Source organism: Curtobacterium sp. LFS084 (assembly GCF_047977705.1).
GTDB lineage: Bacteria > Actinomycetota > Actinomycetes > Actinomycetales > Microbacteriaceae > Curtobacterium.
On the sequence record NZ_JBFPFM010000052.1, the window covers coordinates 1 to 18,359 of the forward strand.

Below are 18,359 nucleotides of genomic sequence, written 5' to 3' on the forward strand. Positions count from 1 at the left end.
GGCCGGGGCCGCGGCCGGGCCGGGGCCGCGGCCGGTCAGCCGACCGGGCGGAGCGGCGGCAGCGCGGCGATCGCGTCCTCGATGAGCCGGGCGTCCTCGACGCAGTCGCGGGCGATGGTCACGGCGCTGGTCGCCCGGAGCGCCTCGACGTCGTACACGCCGGTCGCCACCGCGAGGAACGGGATGCCGACCGCGTCCGCCGCCTCGCCGTCCCGCGGGGTGTCCCCGACGATCACGGCCCGGGTGCCGGCGAGTGCCTCGGCAGCGCGCGCGGTCACCCCGGTGCGCTCGACCTCGGTGTCGCCGAAGAACGAGTGGTCCCAGTCGAACGCGTCCACGTCGAAGCCGGCACCCTGCAGCTTGACGCGGGCACGGTAGGGGGAGTTGCCGGTCAGCAGGCCGTTGCGCCAGCCGAGCTCGGCGAACCGTCGGACGAGACCGATCGCGCCCGGCGCCGGACTGCGGCGGTCCCCGGACACGTGCCGCTCCTCGGTGAGGTCGCGCAGGTGCCGGCTCACGGTGGGGATGAGCGTGTCGTCCAGGTCGTGCGCCCGGACGTGCTCGGCGATGAGCCCGGCGTCGGTGCGGCCGTGCTGGTGACCGACGCGCAGGACGAGGTCGCGGCCGATCGCCCGCTCGAGCGCGAGGTGGTACAGGTTGCCCGGCGACGAGGCGTTCAACACGAGGGTGCCGTCGATGTCCCACAGCACCGTGGTGGGGACGGTGTGGTGCTCCATGCCTCCATCATGACGGACAATGGAGTCCATGCCGAGTGCTCTCCCGATCGCCGACCCCGCACCCGCGGACGGCCTGGTCACCCCGGCGTCCGGTGCCGGCGACGTCCCCTTCGGCGTGTACGTGCACGTGCCGTTCTGTCGGGTCCGCTGCGGCTACTGCGACTTCAACACGTACACGGCGTCGGAGCTCCGCGGGGTCCGTCGGGACGACTACGCCGGACACGCGGTGCGCGAGATCGAGTGGGCCGCGAGCGTCCTCGACCGCTCGGGCGTCGCCCGTCGACCGGTGTCGACGGTGTTCTTCGGCGGCGGCACCCCGACGATGCTGCCCGCCTCCGACCTGGTGATGATCCTCCGCGCGATCAACGACACCTGGGGGATCGTGCCCGGTGCCGAGGTCACGACCGAGGCGAACCCCGACTCCGTGGACGAGGACGCGTTGCGGACCCTCGCCGACGGCGGCTTCACCCGGGTGAGCTACGGCATGCAGTCCGCGGTGCCGCACGTGCTCGCGACGCTCGACCGGACGCACGACCCCGAGCGCGTGCCCCTCGTGGTGGACCTCGCGAAGCAGCAGGGCCTCGACGTCTCGCTCGACCTCATCTACTCGACGCCCGGCGAGTCGCTCGACGACTGGCGCACCTCGCTCGACGCGGCCCTGGCGTGCGAGCCGGACCACGTGTCGGCCTACTCGCTCATCGTCGAGGAGGGCACCGCGATGGGCCGGATGGTCGCGCGCGGCGAGCTCCCGGCGCCGGACGACGACCTCGCGGCGGACATGTACGAGCTGGCGGACCGGGTCCTCGGTGATGCCGGCTACGCCTGGTACGAGGTCTCGAACTGGGCCCGCGGCGACCAGCACCGGAGTCGGCACAACCTGTCCTACTGGACGGGCCACGACTGGTGGGGCGTCGGCCCCGGCGCGCACTCCGCGGTGGCCGGCACCCGCTGGTGGAACGTGAAGCACCCGGCCGCGTACGCGAACCGGGTGCTGGCGGGGGAGTCGCCCGCGGCCGGACGCGAGACCCTCGACGCCGAGACCCGGTACGTCGAGCGCGTGCTGCTCGCCGCGCGGGTGCGCGGGGAGCTCGCGACCGGCGAGCTGGGCCAGGAGGCGCGGGGCCGGGTCGCCGGCCTCATCGCACGTGGACTCGTGGACGGGTCGGCCGCGGTGCGGGGGCGGATCGAGTTGACCCTGCAGGGGCGACTGCTCGCGGACGCGGTGGTCCGCGAGCTGCTCGACTGAGCTACTGCTTGATGAACTCGATGGAGAGCGGGTAGCGGTAGAACTGCCCGCGGTTCGCCGCGATCGCCGCCTGGATCCCGAACACGATCGAGAGCACCCAGGCCGCGAGGATGATCAGGACGCCGATGCCGAGGAACGACGTGATCGACCCGACCGCGTACGCGATCGCCATCGTGATGTGGAAGTTCAGCGCCACGCGCGTGTGCTCGCGGATGAACCCGCCGCGGTCGCGCAGGACCAGGTAGGCCACCAGCGGCGCGATGAAGTTGAAGAAGATGCCGCCGATGTGCGTGAGCGTGGCCCAGAGTCGCTGGTCCTCGGGCGACATCGGCTGCGGCGGGGTGTACCCACCGGGGTACTGCGGGCCGCCGGGCTGCTGGGGCTGCTGTCCGTAGGTCATGCCCGAAGCGTATCCGTCGGCTGGGGAGAAGTCCCGGTCGGTCGGTGGTCGGGCGTAGGATCAGCAGTCGACACGTCCGAGTGCCAGTACGAGTGGAAGGGGTCCGGGTGGTCAGCGAACGCAGCCTCGAGGTCCTCAAGGCCATCGTGCGGGACTACGTCGCCTCGCGCGAGCCGGTCGGTTCGAAGACGATCGTCGAGCGGCACGCGTTCGGGGTCAGCGCCGCCACCATACGCAACGACATGGCCCAGCTCGAGGACGAGCAGCTCATCGCGGCCCCGCACACCTCGTCCGGTCGGGTCCCGACCGACAAGGGGTACCGGGTCTTCGTCGACCACCTCGCGGGTGCCCGGCCGCTGTCGAGCGCCCAGCGGCACGCGATCGAGACGTTCCTCGGTGCGCCGAACGACCTCGACGAGGTCCTCGGTCGGACCGTCCGGCTGCTCAGCCAGCTCACGAACCAGGTCGCCCTCGTGCAGTACCCCTCGATGGTCCGTGCACGGGTGCAGCACGTCGAGCTCGTCCGTCTCGGCGACAACCGCCTGATGGTCGTGCTCATCACCGACACCGCCCGTGTCGAGCAGCGCGTCGTCGAGACCGACGTCGCGCTCGACGAGACCGCGCTCACCGAACTCCGTGCCGTGGTGAACGGCGCGAGCGTCGGCCTGCTCCTGCAGGACGTCGCGGCGGCGCTCCGCGCGGTGCCGCAGCAGATCCGTCCGGACGTCCAGCCCCTGGCCGGGGTCGTCGTCGCGACGCTCATCGAGCAGGTCGCCGCCAACCGGCAGGACCGCCTGGTGATGGCCGGCGCGGCGAACCTCGCCAAGAGCGAGCAGGACTTCTCCGGCGGCCTCTTCCCCGTGCTCGAGGCGATCGAGGAACAGGTGACCCTGCTCCGGTTGTTCGGCGAGATGCAGATCGACGACGGTGTCGCGGCCCGGATCGGCGTGGAGAACGCCGAGTACGGGCTCGACGCGACGAGCATCGTCGCCGGCGGGTACCTCGCCGGCGGTGAGCTCGCCCGTCTCGGCGTGCTCGGGCCGACCCGCATGGACTACGGCACGAACATGGCCGCCGTGCGCGCCGTCGCACGGTACCTGTCCAAACTCCTGGGCGAACATTGACCGATCCGAACCCAACCGACTGAGGGATACGTGGCAGACCACTACGACGTCCTCGGCGTCCAGCCGGACGCCTCCGATGCCGACATCAAGAAGGCGTACCGCCGTCTGGCGCGCGAACTGCACCCGGACGTGAACCCGAGCCCGGACGCGGCCGAACGGTTCAAGGACGTCACGCACGCCTACGACGTGCTGAGCGACCCGGAGCAGCGCCGCCGGTACGACGCCGGCCCGCAGGCCGACAGCCCGTTCGGTGGCGGCGCCGCCGGCGGCTTCAGCGACATCTTCGACGCCTTCTTCGGCGGGGGTGCCGGCGGCGGACGCGGCAACGGTCCGCGCAGTCGCGCCGAGCGCGGGCAGGACGCCCTGCTGCGCATCGACGTCGACCTCGACGAGGTCGTCTTCGGCACCCACAAGGACGTCGAGGTCGACACGGCCGTGCTCTGCGAGACCTGCGGCGGGTCCTGCTGCGCGCCCGGCACGAGCCCCCGCACGTGCGACATCTGCGGCGGGACCGGTCACATCCAGCGCCAGGTCCGCTCGCTCCTCGGCAACGTCGTGACGAGCGCGCCCTGCGGGACCTGCCGCGGGTACGGCACCGTCATCCCGAACCCGTGCCCGACGTGCCAGGGCCAGGGCCGCATCCGTGCCCGCCGCACGGTGCCGGTGGACGTCCCCGCGGGCGTCGACTCCGGTCTCCGCCTGCAGATGCCCGGTCAGGGCGAGGTCGGCCCGGCTGGCGGTCCCTCCGGTGACCTGTACCTCGAGATCCGGGTCCGCCACCACGACGTGTTCAGCCGCGACGGGGACGACCTGCTCGCCACGCTCGAGGTCGCGATGACCGACGCCGTGCTCGGGACGACCACGACGATCGACGGGCTCGACGGACCGGTCGAGCTCGAGGTCCGTCCGGGCGTGCAGAGCGCCGACGTCCTCGTGCTGAAGGACCGCGGCGTCACGAAGCTGCGCGGCAACGGCCGGGGCGACCTCCGCGTGGGGGTCCAGGTCGTGACCCCGACGAAGCTCTCGCACAAGGAACGCCAGCTCGTCGAGCAGCTCGCGAAGTCGATCAAGCCCGGCAAGCCGCAGCTCGCACGCTTCCAGCAGGGCATGTTCGGCAAGCTCCGCGACCGCTTCTTCAACCACTGATGGCGTCGCTCTACTTCGTCGGTTCGCTCGACGGCGTCTCGGTCGGCGACCCCGTCGTGCTCGACGGGGTCGAGGGGCGCCACGCGGTGTCCGTGGCCCGCGTCCGCGTGGGCGAGACCCTGCGGATCGGCGACGGGCACGGTGCCGTCGTGGCCGGTGCGGTGGAGACCGTCGGTCGGGACACCCTGACGCTCACGGTCGAGACCGTCGCGGTCGAGCCGGCGCCGAGCCCCTCGCTGACCCTCGTGCAGGCGCTGGCGAAGGGCGGCCGCGACGAGATGGCGGTGCAGGCCGCGACCGAGATCGGCGTCGACCGGATCGTCCCGTGGTCGGCCGCGCGCAGCGTGTCCCGGTGGGACGGCCCGAAGGTCGACAAGGGCCGCGCGCGGTGGGCGTCGATCGCGCACGAGGCGTCGAAGCAGGCCGTGCGGTCGCGGATCCCGGACGTCGACGCCCCGGTCACCACGGCGCAGCTCGCCGCGTTCCCGGGCGCTGGGCGGGTCGTCCTCGTGCTGGACCCCGTCGGCGACGTCCGGCTCTCCGAGTGGGAGCCGCCGGCCGACCTCGACGAGATCGCCCTGGTCGTGGGGCCGGAGGGCGGCATCGACGGCTCCGAGTTCGACCGGCTCGTCGCCGCGGGCGCCGTCCGGGTCCGGCTCGGCGACACCGTGCTCCGGACGTCCACGGCCGGTCCGGCCGCGCTGGCGGTCCTGCAGACGCGGCTCGGGCGCTGGTAGCGCGCGGATCGGGAAGGCGTGGCGTCGGCGCCGCGTTCTACGATGGAGCCATGAGCACCAGCACGCCCAGCATCTTCTCCCGGATCATCGCGCGCGAGATCCCGGCGACGGTCGTCGCCGAGGACGACCGCGTGATCGCCATCGAGGACATCGCGCCGAAGGCACCCGTCCACGTGCTCGTCATCCCCAAGACCGAGCAGTACCGGAACGTCACCGAGCTCGCCGCCGGCGACCCGGACCTCCTCGCCCACCTGGTCGCCACCGCGCAGCGCATCGCCGACGAGCGCGCCGGCGGCCAGTTCCGACTCGTCTTCAACACCGGCGAAGCCGCCGGTCAGACCGTGTTCCACGTGCACGCGCACGTACTCGCAGGTGAACTGCAGGAAGGCACCCTTGCCGGCTAACGAACCAGCACCCACCCCGGCCGACCCGACGGACGTGTCGGCCTCGATCCAGGTCGACGGCATCGCCATGGTGCAGCTGCTCGGCCCCCAGGACCGGCTGCTCAAGACCGTCGAACGCCAGTACCCCGGTGTCCGCGTCCTCGTGCGCGGCAACGAGGTCTCGCTGACCGGTCCCGAGCGCGACGTCACGCGCGCACACGCCCTCGTCGACGAACTCGTCGGCATGGTCCGGCGCGGGCACGACATCGGCCCGGCCGACATCCCGGTGTCGGCGAAGCTCCTCGACGAGGACCGCAAGCCCTCCGACACCTTCGGCACGCCGATCGTGTCGAGCCGCGGCAAGTCCGTCCGGCCGAAGACCGACGGGCAGCGGGCCTACGTCGACGCGATCGACGAGAACACGATCACCTTCGGCATCGGCCCCGCCGGTACCGGCAAGACCTACCTGGCGATGGCGAAGGCCGTCCAGGCGCTGCAGCGGCGCGAGGTCACCCGGATCATCCTGACCCGTCCCGCGGTCGAGGCCGGCGAGCGGCTCGGCTTCCTGCCGGGCACCCTCACCGACAAGATCGACCCGTACCTGCGGCCGCTGTACGACGCGCTCAACGAGATGATGGACCCCGAGCTCGTCCCGAAGCTCCTGGCGGCCGGTACGGTCGAGGTGGCACCGCTGGCGTACATGCGCGGGCGCACGCTGAACGACTCGTTCGTCGTCCTCGACGAGGCGCAGAACACCACGCCCGAGCAGATGAAGATGTTCCTGACGCGGCTCGGGTTCGGGTCGAAGATGGTCGTCACGGGCGACATCACCCAGGTCGACCTGCCGGGCAACCTGTCCGGGCTCCGGCTCGTGACGCGCATCCTCGGCGAGGTCGAGGACATCCACTTCGCCCGCCTCGGCAGCGAGGACGTCGTCCGGCACACGCTCGTCGGCCGGATCGTCGACGCCTACACCGTCTACGACGAGGAACGCCTCGCCGAGCAGTCCGGCTACCACCCGGGCGGCCGGGGCAGCGCGGCCACGCCGAACCCCGCCGGTGCCAACCGCGCCGAGCGACGGGGGCGTCCGCCGCAGGACCGCCAGCGCTCCCCGTACCCCCAGAACGACCCCCGAGGAGGGAACCGGTGAGCATCGAGCTCAACAACGAGTCCGGCGTCGAGGTCGACGAGGCCGCCATCCAGCGCCTCGCCGCCTTCGCGCTCGACGCGCTCCACGTCCATGCCGACGCGGAGCTCGCGATCGTGCTCGTCGACGAGGGCGCGATGGAGCAGCTGCACGTCCGGTGGATGGACGAGCCCGGCCCGACCGACGTGCTGAGCTTCCCGATGGACGAGCTCCGCCCCGGCACCGAGGACGAGCCGACCCCGGCGGGCCTGCTCGGCGACATCGTGCTCTGCCCGCAGGTGGCCGAGGAACAGGCGAAGACCGCCGGACACTCGAGCACCGACGAGATGCTCCTGCTGACGTGCCACGGCATCCTGCACCTGCTCGGGTTCGACCACGCCGAACCGGAAGAGAAGGCCGAGATGTTCGGGCTGCAGGGCGAGATCCTCACGGCGTTCGCCGCCCAGCGCCGAGGGCGGTGAGCTGATGCTGCTCGTCGTCGGCATGCTGACGGTCGCGTTCGTGCTGGTCGTCGTCGGCGGGCTGCTCGCCGCGTCCGACGCAGCGCTGTCCGTGCTGTCCCGGGCCGACCTCGACGAGATCGCCCGCGAGAGCGGGCACCGACGCGCGATCGAGGCGATCGGAGACGACGTCGGCGCGCACGTCAACGCGCTCAACTTCTTCCGCGTGCTGGCGGAGACCGCGGCGGCCGTCCTCGTCACGATCGCGCTCGTGATGGTGTTCGACACCTGGTGGGTCGCCCTCATCGTGGCGGCTGCCGTCATGACCGCGGTGTCGTTCGTGCTGGTCGGGTCGAGTCCCCGCAGCGTCGGGCGTGCACACGCCGAACGCCTCATCGCCACGACCGGTGGGCTCGTCCGGGGCGTCCGCATCGTGCTCGGCCCGCTCGCCGGGCTCCTCGTGGCGATCGGCGACCGCGTCACGCCGGGGCGCGGGGGCAGCGCGTCGACGGTGTCGAGCGAGGAGCAGCTGCTCTCGCTCGTCGACGAGGCGACCGAGAGCAACGTCCTCGAGCAGGACGACCGCGAGCTCATCCACTCGGTGTTCGAGTTCAGCGACACCCTGGTGCGCGAGGTCATGGTCCCGCGCACCGACATGCTCACCGTGGACGGCGCGGACACCCTCGCGAGCGGCATGGAACAGTTCCTGGCCTCCGGTGTGTCCCGCATGCCCGTCACCGGTCGGGGCAGCGACGACGTGCTCGGGGTCCTGTACCTCCGTGACGTCGCCCGCGCACTCTACGAGCGGCCTGGGTCCGGCGCGCAGCGGGTCACGACGCTCCTGCGTCCGGCCGAGTTCGTCCCGGAGTCGAAGGCCGCCGACGACACCCTGCGCCACATGCAGGTCGCCAAGAACCACCTCGTGCTCGTCGTCGACGAGTACGGCGGCGTCGCCGGGCTCGTCACGATGGAGGACCTCATCGAGGAACTCGTCGGGGACATCTCCGACGAGTACGACCGCGCCGTCGTCGACCGGGTCGAGGTCGGGCCCGGCGTCTGGCGGATCTCCGCGCGACTGCCGATCGACGACCTCGGCGACCTGTTCGGCATCGAGCTCGAGGACGACGACGTCGACACCGCCGGAGGCCTGCTCACCAAGGAGCTCGGCCACCTGGCCGTGAGCGGCGAGCGTGTCACCGTGTCCGGCCTGGAACTGACGGCCGACCGGGTCGAGGGCAAGCGCCGCCACCTCATCACCGTGCTCGCCGAGCGCACACCGGGACTCGCGGACGTCGAGGACGCCTTCGACGACGCCGCATCCACCACGACGGGAACCGCCACCGCATGACCGACACCACGCCAGCCGCCGCCGGACCGACCGAGCCCTACCGAGCCGGGTTCGTCTCGTTCGTCGGTCGCCCGAACGTCGGGAAGTCCACACTGACGAACGCGCTCGTCGGCCAGAAGGTCGCGATCACGTCCTCGAAGCCGCAGACCACCCGTCGGGCGATCCGGGGCATCGTGCACCGGCCGAACGGCCAGGTCATCATCGTCGACACCCCCGGTGTGCACCGTCCGCGCACCCTGCTGGGCGAGCGGCTGAACGACCTCGTGCAGTCCACGCTCGGGGACGTCGACGTCATCGGGTTCTGCGTGCCGGCGAACGAGCCGGTCGGCCCGGGGGACCGGTTCATCAACGACACGCTCGACCAGTACCCGCGGGCGAAGAAGATCGCCATCGTCACGAAGATGGACCAGGCCGCCAAGGACAGGGTCGGGGAGCAGCTGCTCGCCGTGTCGAAGCTGCGCGAGTGGGACGCCATCGTGCCGACCTCGGGCACGAGGGGCCTGCAGCTCGAGGACCTGCTCGGCGTGATCACGTCGCTGCTGCCCGAGTCGCCGCAGCTCTACGACGACTCGGCCGTGACCGAGGAGACCGACGAGGAGCGGATCGGCGAGCTCATCCGCGAAGCCGCGCTCGAGGGCGTGCGCGACGAGCTGCCGCACTCGCTCGCCGTCGTGATCGAGGACGTGGTCGAACCCGACGAGGACGACGACCCGGACGGCCCGCTGCGGATCTTCGCGAACCTGTTCGTCGAGCGGGACAGCCAGAAGGCGATCGTCATCGGTCGCAAGGGCGAGCGCCTGAAGGACGTCGGGTCGCGTGCCCGCACCGAGATCGAGGCGCTGCTCGGCGGCCGCCACGTGTACCTCAACATCCGGGTGAAGGTCGCGAAGGAGTGGCAGCGCGACCCGAAGCAGCTCGGTCGCCTCGGCTTCTGACCCGGCCACCTGCGGACGTCGACCTGCAGGCGGACGCGCACCGCGCCTCCTGACCCGCGTCAGCGTTCCAACCCGCCCGCTGCGGTGATGAGCTCGCCGAGCGCCGGAGCGGCGGCGGTCGACGCTGACGGGGTGAGGTGCACGCCGTCGATCCGCAGCAGTTCGCCACCGATCGTGGCCGGGGTCCGGCCGTCCACCGCGACGAGGGGACTCGTGTCGACGAGTCGGACACCGTGCGCCGTCGCGACCCGCTCGGTGGACGCCATCCGGGAGCGCCACTCGTCGGACACCGGTCGGATGCACGACCTGGGCGTCCCGAAGCGCAGGTGGCACCGGCTGGGGTCGGCCCCGGCGGGCGGCGCAGCGAGCTGGACGACCACGGGAGTGCGGGCCGCGACCCGGTCGATCATCGCCGCGGACGCGTGTTCGAACTCCGTCGGGGTCAGTGTGCCGCCGCCGTCCGCGCGCTCGAAGGGGATGCCGTCGAACCGGGTCGCCACGATCACGGCGTCGGGGGAGAGCTCGTCGATGCGATCGACGACACCCTGTTGCAGCTCGGCGCACGGGACGCCCGGCTGGACGTCGGTGGTGATGAACGGACACCCGTTGCGTGCCAGGACGACGAGCCGCCATCCGGGTCGATCGGTCCGCATCCACTCGACGAGGGCCTCCGACCAGGCCCCGGCGACGGAGTCCCCGACGAGGACGGCGGTGTGCGGTGCATCCGTGGGCCCGAACGTGCAGGACTCCTCGGTCCGGCTGGTCCCGATCACCCCACAGGGGCGGGGCGCGGTCGCGCTGTCGGTCGGCGTGCCGCGGTGAGTGAGTGCCGTCGACCAGCTGTCCGCACGGAGCGCCTCGGCGAGCTCGCCCCGGTCGGCGGCTACGTGGGGCAGCGCACCGTTCGGCGGAGCGTCCGCGACCGCCGCGGACGGCACCGGCGTCGCGGGGACGACGGCAGCGGCGGTCAGCGCCGCGGTCGTGCAGACCACCAGCACCGTCGTCCCGGTGCGGATGCGTCGGACCCACCACGCGCCCGAGCTCGACCGGTCCCGAGTCAGGAAGGGGCGTTCGATCGCGTGCGTGGACAGCTGTGCTGCCGCGAGGGCCACGGGGACCGCGGTCCACGTGGCGTCCGGTGCGACGGCGCCGACGAACACGAGGACGGGGAAGTGCCACAGGTAGAGCGAGTAGCTGATGCCGCCAAGCCAGTCCGAGACCGGGTTCTCGAGCACGATCGTGCCACCGGCCGGGGAGCCTCCGCCGACGAGCACCATGGCGGTGCCGAGCACGGCGGGGACCGCGCCCGGGAAGGGGACCCCGGCGTCCGACCCGACGAGGACGACGCTCGCGACGATCAGCACGATGCCGAGCACCGTCACGGGCAGACCGATCCGCCACGACGGGCGGGCGGTCCCGACGAGGCCGACGGCGACCACGGCACCCATCGCGAGCTCCCACGCCCTGGTGACGGTCGAGAAGTAGCCTGCGTCCCCGGTACCCGCGAGGGCCGCGGCGGCGATCGAGGCGCAGACGACCAGACCGAGGACGACGAGCATGCCGAGTCGCGCGCGTCGTTCGGTGCCACGCGGCGGGACCGGCTCCGACCAGCCGGCGCCGCGACCGGCCGCCGAACGCCGCCGGAGCAGCCAGAGCGTCAGGGCGATGAGCGCCGGCCAGACGACGTAGAACTGCTCCTCGACCGCCAGCGACCAGGTGTGCAGGAACGGCGAGACGGCGGCGTGTGCCCCGAAGTAGTCGGTGCCCTCGTGGACGAACCACCAGTTGGACATCGAGACCGAGGCAGCGGCGAGGGGCTCCAGGACCGACCGAGGATCGGCGGAGGGGAAGCAGACGACGAACACGGTGGCGGTCGTCGCGGCGACCACGACGAACGCCGGCGCGAGGCGGAGCGCTCGTCGGGTCCAGAACGCGCGGAGGTCGACCCGACCGGTCCGCGAGATCATGTCGAGCAGCGAGCGCGTGATCAGGAACCCGGACACGACGAAGAACACGTCGACACCGAGGAACCCGCCCACTGGTGACCCGAACACGTGCTCGAGGACGACGGCCGTGATCGCCAGCGCTCGGAGCCCCTGGATGTCGCGTCGCTTCGTGTGCACCATGTGAATATATCACATCTTGAATAGCAGCCGACGAGTCGCTGCCGACGGGCTGCTGACCCGGCCGCCCGCGGACGTCAACCTGCAGGCGGACGCGCACCGCGCCTCCTGGACGTACCGTGGAGCGGTGTTCCGTCCCATGCTGCGCGCGCAGGTCATCACCGACGTCGTGATCGCGGTCGTCCTCGGTGGCCTGGTGCTCGTGCTGACGGCCCGTGGGATGGACTCGCCCTTCGCGTTCCTGACGGTGGTCGGGATGACGGCGGCGCTGGCGCTCCGACGGCTGTCGCCGGGCCTCGCACTCGGCGTGGCGTGGGTGTTCGCCGTCATCGAGATGGTCACGCTGCAGATGCCGGACCTGTCGAACGCGTTCATCGCCGGCGTGGTCTACGCGACCAGTCGGTACGGCAGCAGTCGGGTGCGGCTGGCCGGGCTCCTGTCGTCGATCGGCGGTCCGGTGATCGCGGCCGTCTACCTCGGACTCGACGACTACCGCGAGCGGCTGGGCATCCAGACGGCGACGACGCCGGAGCAGGAGTCGCTGAAGGTCGCGGTCGCGTACTTCGCGATCGTGCTGCTGCTGCTCCTGCTGCCGTGGCTCGCCGGTCTCGTGCTCCGCACCCGCCGCTCCGCGAGCATGAGCCGCGAGGCCCAGCTCCTCGCCGAGCGCGACGCCGCGCGCGCCGACCGGGCGGTCGCGGTCGAGCAGGAGCGCGTCCGGATCGCCCGGGACATGCACGACATCGTCGCGCACTCGCTCGCGGTCGTGATCGCGCAGGCCGACGGCGCGCGGTACGCGTTGAAGGCGGATCCGGCGATCGCCGACGAGGCGCTCGGGACGATCTCGAGCACCGCACGACGTGCACTCGGGGACGTCCGCGAACTGCTCGGGGCACTACGACACGAGCAGGGCACCGCGCCGACCCCGGAGATCGACGACATCGACCGCCTCGTCCGCGAGATGCGGGGGATGGGCCTCGACGTGCGGGTCGAGCGCGAGGGCGACGGCGCCGGACTCCCGACGACGACCCAGCTCGCCGTGTACCGGATCGTCCAGGAGAGCCTGACGAACGCGTGGAAGCACGGTGAGCCGAACACGCCGGTGCACGCCACCCTCACGTACCGGCCCGACACCGTCGAGATCACGGTCGTGAACCGGCGCGCCGACGACGGCACGCGCGGGCCCGGCACCGGACACGGCCTGGTCGGCATGCGCGAACGTGCCACCATGACCGGGGGGACGATGACGGCCGGACCGCGTGGCGACGACTTCGCGGTCGCGGTCCGGATGCCCTCCGTCCCCGCGAGCGGCCAGATGCCGCGCGGGCTCGTCCCGATCCCACCCCAGACCCTGCAGGAGCGCACCGGCCGATGAACGACACCCCGATCCGCGTCGCGCTCGTCGACGACCAGGCACTGTTCCGCACCGGCATCCGGATGCTCATCGACTCGCAGGCCGACCTGCAGTTCGTGGGCGAGGCCGGCGACGGTGCCGAGGGTGTCGAACTCGTGCGGCGCGGCCGACCCGACGTCGTGCTGATGGACGTCCGCATGCCCGTGATGGACGGCATCACCGCCACCGCCCGCATCGTCGAGGACAGCGGCGCGGACGGCGCGAAGGTGCTCGTGCTCACCACGTTCGACTTCGACGAGGCCGCGGCGAAGGCGATCCGGGCCGGGGCGAGCGGGTTCGTGCTGAAGGACGCCGACCCCGAGTTCCTGCTCGCCGCGATCCGCACGGTGCACGCCGGGACGGCCGTGTTCGCGGCGTCGGCGACCCGCGAGCTCCTGCGCCGCTACGAGGACACGAGCGAGCAGGCCGCCTCGGTGCCGCCCGCCTTCGAGGAGCTGACCCCCCGCGAGCGCGAGATCTTCGACCTGGCGGCGCGCGGGTTCAGCAACAGCGAGATCGCGCAGCACGAGTACGTGAGCGAGGCGACGGTGAAGACCCACATCTCGCGGGTCCTCACGAAGCTCGAGCTGCGCGACCGGGTGCGGCTGGTCGTGTTCGCGCACGAGCACGGGTTGGTCGCGAAGGCCGACTGACCGCGGGCGCGCTCGCGCGGCGGCCCGCGCCCGCCCGCGGGGCGGGGTGGTTCGTCTGACGGACCGTCATCCGAGCGGATGACTCCTCCCCAGGCAGTGGAGCCGAGCGGACGATCCACAGGAGCCGCGCGACGGACGCGGGGCGTGCCTCCCGGCCGTCATCGTGGAGTCATGACCACGAGCAGCACACCGATCATCCGTCTCGACCACGTCTCGAAGCACTACGGCGACGCCGCGCGACGGGTCACGGCGCTCGACGACGTGAGCGTCGACATCGGCGCGGGGGAGTTCACCGCGGTGATGGGCCCGTCGGGCTCCGGCAAGTCGACCCTGATGCACGTCGCCGCCGGGCTCGACCAGGTCTCGTCCGGTCGCATCCGGATCGACGGCGTCGACATCACCGCGTTGGGCGACAAGGACCTGACGGAACTGCGGCGTCGTCGGCTGGGGTTCGTGTTCCAGTCGTTCAACCTGGTGCCGACGCTCGACGTGCAGGAGAACATCCGGCTGCCGTTCCTGCTCGGCGGGCACAAGCCGACGCGCGAGGAGTCGGCCTGGATCGACCGTCTCGTCGAGATGCTCGGGCTGGGGAACCGGCTGACGCACCGGCCGCACCAGCTGTCGGGCGGACAGCAGCAGCGGGTGGCGATCGCCCGGGCGCTGGCCTCGCGGCCGGCGGTGGTCGTCGCGGACGAGCCGACCGGCGCGCTCGACTCGCGGACGGGCCGGGACGTGCTGCAGATCCTGCGCGGTGCGGTGACCGAGTGGGGGCAGAGCGTCGTGATGGTCACGCACGACCCGGTGGCCGCGGCGAACGCGGACCGGATCCTGTTCCTCGCCGACGGGCGTGTGGTGGGGGACCGACCGGCGATGGACGCCGCGTCGATCTCCACCACGATGCTCGGGATGGAGGCCGCAGCGTGAACGGGCTCCGTGCCTTCGCGCCGACCGTCCTCGTCGCGGCCCTCGGCACCACCTTCGGATCGGCGCTCGTCATCGCGCCGGGCATCGTGACCGAGGCCCTCGGCGCCTCGGGGCTCGCCGAGCTCGGGCCGGTGCAGGCGATCCTCTCGGTCGTCGGGTGGCTCTTCCTCGGCATCGCGCTGTACGTCGGTGCGATCGTCACCGCGAACACGTGCGCGACCCTCATCGCCGGGCAGACGCGCATCATCGCGCTGCAGCGGCTGGTCGGCGCGACCGGAGCCTCGCTGCGTGCGCGGATCACCCGCACCGGTCTCGTCGTCGGCGTGGTCGGCGGGCTGATCGGCGCGGTCGTCGGCACGGGCCTCTGCGCGGTGTTCGTCCTCGTGCTGCGCGCCGACGGGTTCCTGCCGGACACCGCCTACACGATGGTGCCGTGGGAGCTCGTACTCCCGGTCGCGGCGGTCGTCCTCGCCACGTGGGGTGCGTTCGCGGCTGGGTCGCGCCGGGTGCTCACCGTCACCCCGCTCGAGGCGCTCTCGTCGAGCGTCGAGCCGAGCCACGACGACGTCCGCTCCGGGACCGCCCGCACGGTGTGGGCCATCGTGCTCATGGCCACCGGCGGGCTGCTCGTGCTCGTCGGGTTGCTCGCGAGCGGGCTCTCGCCGGTCGCGGTCCTGCCGGCGGCGCTCGGCGGCTTCGTGTCGTTCGCCGGGGTGGCCGTCGGGGCGACGATCGTCATGCCGCCCGTGCTGCAGCTGATCGGCCGGATCGGTTCGCGCGACCCCGTCGTCCTGCTCGCCGGGCGGAACGCCATGCGCGCACCGGGTCGGTCCGCGCGGGCCACGATCGGGCTCGTCATCGGCGTCACCCTGCTCGTCACCTTCGCCGTCGCGCTCGGGATCATGCAGCACGTGCTCGAAGCCCAGCTGCAGGCCGTCGGACAGGGGCAGACGACGACCGAGATGGTCCAGGGGCAGCGGGACTTCTTCGTGCAGCTCAACGCGGTGGTGAGCGTCATCGTCGGGTTCTCGGCGGTGATCGCCGCTGTGGGCGTCGTGAACGCGCTCGCGCTCGGGGTGCTCCAGCGTCGCCGCGAGCTCGGTCTGCTGCGGGTGCTCGGGCTCACCGGGGCGCAGGTGCGTCGGATGATCGTGACCGAGGCGGTCCAGATGGTCGTCGCGGCTGTGGTCACGGGACTCGTGCTCGGCACGTTCTACGGCTGGGTCGGCGGGCAGACGCTGCTCGGTTCGCTCGGCTTCGCGACGACGCCGGTCCTGCCGCCGTTGACCGTCGGGATCGTGGTGGTCGGAGCACTCGTCCTCGCGGTGGTCGCGACGATCGCGCCCGTGCGACGCGCGATGCGCGTCCCGCCGACCGAGGCGCTCGCGGTGGACTGACCCCCGGGTCGCCCGTCGGTGCGGGAGGGCGCGGTGCGGGACGGGAGGCGCGGTGCCAGCGGGCGGCGCGGTGCCGGACGGGAGGCGCGGTGCGGGACCGCCCGCGCCTCCCGTCCGGTCGGTGCTGTCACACGCACCGTGCCCGGTGCTACGGTGGTCCCGATGTACTCGGCGCTCCTCCTCCTTCGCTGCCGCGACGAGGCCTGACACAACGGCCCACCTCGTCGCGGAGTCCGTCGTGGCCTGAACCACCCCTGACGACGAAAGCGACGAAACGATGCAGAACACCCAGCGCCCCTCGGGGATGCCGATCCACAAGTACGTCCCGTTCCACGAGCAGATCCGTGTCGACCTCCCGGACCGCACCTGGCCGACGAAGCGCATCGACGCCGCGCCCCGCTGGTGTGCGGTCGACCTGCGCGACGGCAACCAGGCCCTCATCGACCCGATGGACTCCGAGCGCAAGCGCGCGATGTTCGACCTGCTCGTCCGGATGGGCTACAAGGAGATCGAGGTCGGCTTCCCGAGCGCCTCGCAGACCGACTTCGACTTCGTGCGGTCCCTCATCGACGAGGGCGCCATCCCCGACGACGTCACCATCCAGGTGCTGACCCAGGCGCGCGAGCACCTCATCAACCGCACGTACGAGGCGATCGACGGTGCGAAGCAGGCCATCGTGCACCTGTACAACTCGACGTCGATCGTCCAGCGCGAGGTCGTGTTCCGCACCGACGTGCAGGGCGTCGTCGACATCGCGGTGTCCGGCGCCGAGCTGTGCCGCGCGGCCGAGGCGAACCTGCAGCACGACACGAAGGTCTTCTACGAGTACTCGCCCGAGTCGTACACGGGCACCGAGCTCGAGGTCGCCGTCCGGATCTGCAACGCCGTGCTCGAGGTCTTCGAGCCGACGCCCGACCGCAAGGTGATCATCAACCTGCCGGCCACCGTCGAGATGGCGACGCCGAACGTCTACGCCGACTCGATCGAGTGGATGTCCCGCAACCTGGCCCACCGCGAGGACGTCATCCTCTCCCTGCACCCGCACAACGACCGCGGGACCGCCGTCGCGGCCGCCGAGCTCGGGTACATGGCCGGTGCCGACCGCATCGAGGGGTGCCTGTTCGGCAACGGGGAGCGCACCGGCAACGTCGACCTCGTCGCCCTCGGGATGAACCTGTTCACGCAGGGGATCGACCCCGAGATCGACTTCTCGGACATCGACCAGGTCAAGCGCACCGTCGAGTACTGCAACCAGCTGCCGGTGCCGGAACGCCAGCCGTGGGCGGGCGACCTCGTCTACACGGCTTTCAGCGGCTCGCACCAGGACGCCATCAACAAGGGCTTCGAGGCGATGAAGGCCAAGGCCGCCGCCGCCGGCAAGGACGTCGACGAGATCGCGTGGGCGGTGCCCTACCTGCCCGTCGACCCGAAGGACATCGGCCGCTCCTACGAGGCCGTCATCCGCGTCAACTCGCAGTCCGGCAAGGGTGGTGTCGCCTACCTGCTGAAGACGGACCACGCGATCGACCTGCCCCGCAAGCTCCAGATCGAGTTCTCCGGGGTCGTGCAGCAGCACACCGACGCCGAGGGCGGCGAGTTCTCGTCCGAGCGCATCTGGGACCTCTTCCGCGACGAGTACCTGCCCGCCGCCGACGAGTCCGACAAGTGGGGCCGCTACGAGATCACGAAGACGGCGACGTCGAGCGACTTCGACGGCACGACGAAGCTCTCGGTCGCCCTGCGCGTCGACGACGGCTCGGTCGTGTCCGAGGCCGTCGGCACCGGTCCGATCGACGCGTTCCTCACGGTGATGCGGGAGCAGGGTGTCGACGTGACGCTCTACGACTACTCGGAGCACACGATGAGCGCCTCCGGTGACGCCCAGGCCGCGTCCTACGTCGAGCTCGACGTCGACGGCGTGCGGCTCTGGGGTGTCGGGATCGACGCGGACATCGCGACGGCGTCCCTCAAGGCGATCGTGTCGGCGGTGAACCGCGCGGTGCGCGCGGGGGCGGCGTCCGGCGTGTCGGAGCTCGTCTCCGCCTGAGGCGCGGCCAGGCCAGGAGGCGCGGTGCGGGCTGGTCCCGCGCCGCGCCTCCTGTGTGTGGTCACGTCGTGCGCGTTCCTTCCCAGAACGGGTGCGATGGGAGGTCGAATCGGGCGTACCTGGTCGTTCCTTCCGACCAGGTACGCCCGAAACCGGCAGGTACGCCCGGAACCGTGAGG

Annotated in this window: 17 protein-coding genes; 14 read left to right on the forward strand and 3 right to left on the reverse strand. The window is 71.8% G+C overall.

The window, feature by feature from the left end; all coding sequences use genetic code 11:
- Window positions 1-35: 35 nt before the first annotated feature.
- Window positions 36-737: an HAD family hydrolase gene (locus ACNQOV_RS16950; RefSeq protein ID WP_402262228.1), complete on the reverse strand. Its 702-nt coding sequence runs from the start codon at window positions 735-737 to the stop codon at window positions 36-38.
- Window positions 738-765: 28 nt separating this feature from the next.
- On the opposite strand from ACNQOV_RS16950, the gene hemW reads away from it, so the two are divergent.
- A complete protein-coding gene (hemW, locus tag ACNQOV_RS16955) occupies window positions 766-1,983 on the forward strand; it encodes a radical SAM family heme chaperone HemW (protein ID WP_416396015.1) in 1,218 nt (405 codons plus the stop codon).
- 1 nt (window position 1,984) lies between these two features.
- On the opposite strand, the gene ACNQOV_RS16960 is transcribed toward hemW, so the two are convergent.
- Window positions 1,985-2,383: a DUF4870 domain-containing protein gene (locus tag ACNQOV_RS16960; RefSeq protein WP_416396017.1), complete on the reverse strand. Its 399-nt coding sequence runs from the start codon at window positions 2,381-2,383 to the stop codon at window positions 1,985-1,987.
- Window positions 2,384-2,490: 107 nt separating this feature from the next.
- On the opposite strand from ACNQOV_RS16960, the gene hrcA reads away from it, so the two are divergent.
- From hrcA to era, 8 genes are all read left to right on the forward strand, one after another.
- Window positions 2,491-3,507 carry a heat-inducible transcriptional repressor HrcA gene (gene hrcA / locus ACNQOV_RS16965; protein ID WP_022905726.1) on the forward strand — a complete coding sequence of 339 codons (1,017 nt, stop codon included), beginning with the start codon at window positions 2,491-2,493 and terminating at the stop codon, window positions 3,505-3,507.
- Window positions 3,508-3,537: 30 nt separating this feature from the next.
- Complete coding sequence (dnaJ, locus tag ACNQOV_RS16970; protein ID WP_022905725.1) at window positions 3,538-4,653, forward strand: molecular chaperone DnaJ; 1,116 nt, start codon at window positions 3,538-3,540, stop codon at window positions 4,651-4,653.
- On the forward strand, window positions 4,653-5,390 hold the full coding sequence (locus tag ACNQOV_RS16975; RefSeq protein WP_416396019.1) for a 16S rRNA (uracil(1498)-N(3))-methyltransferase: 738 nt from the start codon (window positions 4,653-4,655) through the stop codon (window positions 5,388-5,390). The genes dnaJ and ACNQOV_RS16975 overlap by 1 nt, the downstream gene beginning before the upstream one ends.
- A gap of 50 nt (window positions 5,391-5,440) precedes the next feature.
- Window positions 5,441-5,794 carry a histidine triad nucleotide-binding protein gene (locus ACNQOV_RS16980; RefSeq protein ID WP_022905722.1) on the forward strand — a complete coding sequence of 118 codons (354 nt, stop codon included), beginning with the start codon at window positions 5,441-5,443 and terminating at the stop codon, window positions 5,792-5,794.
- A gap of 67 nt (window positions 5,795-5,861) precedes the next feature.
- Window positions 5,862-6,923: a PhoH family protein gene (locus ACNQOV_RS16985; RefSeq protein WP_416396029.1), complete on the forward strand. Its 1,062-nt coding sequence runs from the start codon at window positions 5,862-5,864 to the stop codon at window positions 6,921-6,923.
- Entirely contained in the window at window positions 6,920-7,381 is a 462-nt protein-coding gene (ybeY, locus tag ACNQOV_RS16990) for an rRNA maturation RNase YbeY (protein WP_022907665.1), read from the forward strand. The genes ACNQOV_RS16985 and ybeY overlap by 4 nt, the downstream gene beginning before the upstream one ends.
- A 4-nt stretch (window positions 7,382-7,385) precedes the next feature.
- Entirely contained in the window at window positions 7,386-8,708 is a 1,323-nt protein-coding gene (locus ACNQOV_RS16995) for a hemolysin family protein (RefSeq protein WP_416396022.1), read from the forward strand.
- Window positions 8,705-9,643, forward strand: coding sequence for a GTPase Era (gene era, locus ACNQOV_RS17000; RefSeq protein WP_022908361.1), 939 nt, complete (start codon window positions 8,705-8,707; stop codon window positions 9,641-9,643). Before ACNQOV_RS16995 ends, era begins: the two co-directional genes overlap by 4 nt.
- A gap of 59 nt (window positions 9,644-9,702) precedes the next feature.
- Here era and ACNQOV_RS17005 read toward each other — a convergent pair whose 3' ends face one another.
- Window positions 9,703-11,766 carry an acyltransferase family protein gene (locus ACNQOV_RS17005; protein ID WP_416396024.1) on the reverse strand — a complete coding sequence of 688 codons (2,064 nt, stop codon included), beginning with the start codon at window positions 11,764-11,766 and terminating at the stop codon, window positions 9,703-9,705.
- A 127-nt stretch (window positions 11,767-11,893) separates the two neighbouring features.
- On the opposite strand from ACNQOV_RS17005, the gene ACNQOV_RS17010 reads away from it, so the two are divergent.
- From ACNQOV_RS17010 to leuA, 5 genes are all read left to right on the forward strand, one after another.
- On the forward strand, window positions 11,894-13,141 hold the full coding sequence (locus ACNQOV_RS17010) for a sensor histidine kinase (RefSeq protein WP_402262251.1): 1,248 nt from the start codon (window positions 11,894-11,896) through the stop codon (window positions 13,139-13,141).
- Window positions 13,138-13,812 (forward strand): response regulator, encoded by a 675-nt coding sequence (locus ACNQOV_RS17015; RefSeq protein WP_022908364.1) that lies wholly within the window; start codon window positions 13,138-13,140, stop codon window positions 13,810-13,812. Before ACNQOV_RS17010 ends, ACNQOV_RS17015 begins: the two co-directional genes overlap by 4 nt.
- A gap of 171 nt (window positions 13,813-13,983) precedes the next feature.
- Complete coding sequence (locus tag ACNQOV_RS17020) at window positions 13,984-14,736, forward strand: ABC transporter ATP-binding protein (RefSeq protein ID WP_022906404.1); 753 nt, start codon at window positions 13,984-13,986, stop codon at window positions 14,734-14,736.
- Window positions 14,733-16,133, forward strand: a complete 1,401-nt coding sequence (locus ACNQOV_RS17025; protein WP_402262257.1) for an ABC transporter permease — start codon at window positions 14,733-14,735, stop codon at window positions 16,131-16,133. Before ACNQOV_RS17020 ends, ACNQOV_RS17025 begins: the two co-directional genes overlap by 4 nt.
- A 277-nt stretch (window positions 16,134-16,410) precedes the next feature.
- The gene (leuA, locus tag ACNQOV_RS17030; protein WP_416396027.1) at window positions 16,411-18,180 is read left to right on the forward strand and encodes a 2-isopropylmalate synthase; all 1,770 of its coding nucleotides are present in this window, start codon (window positions 16,411-16,413) and stop codon (window positions 18,178-18,180) included.
- The last annotated feature ends 179 nt before the right edge of the window (window positions 18,181-18,359 follow it).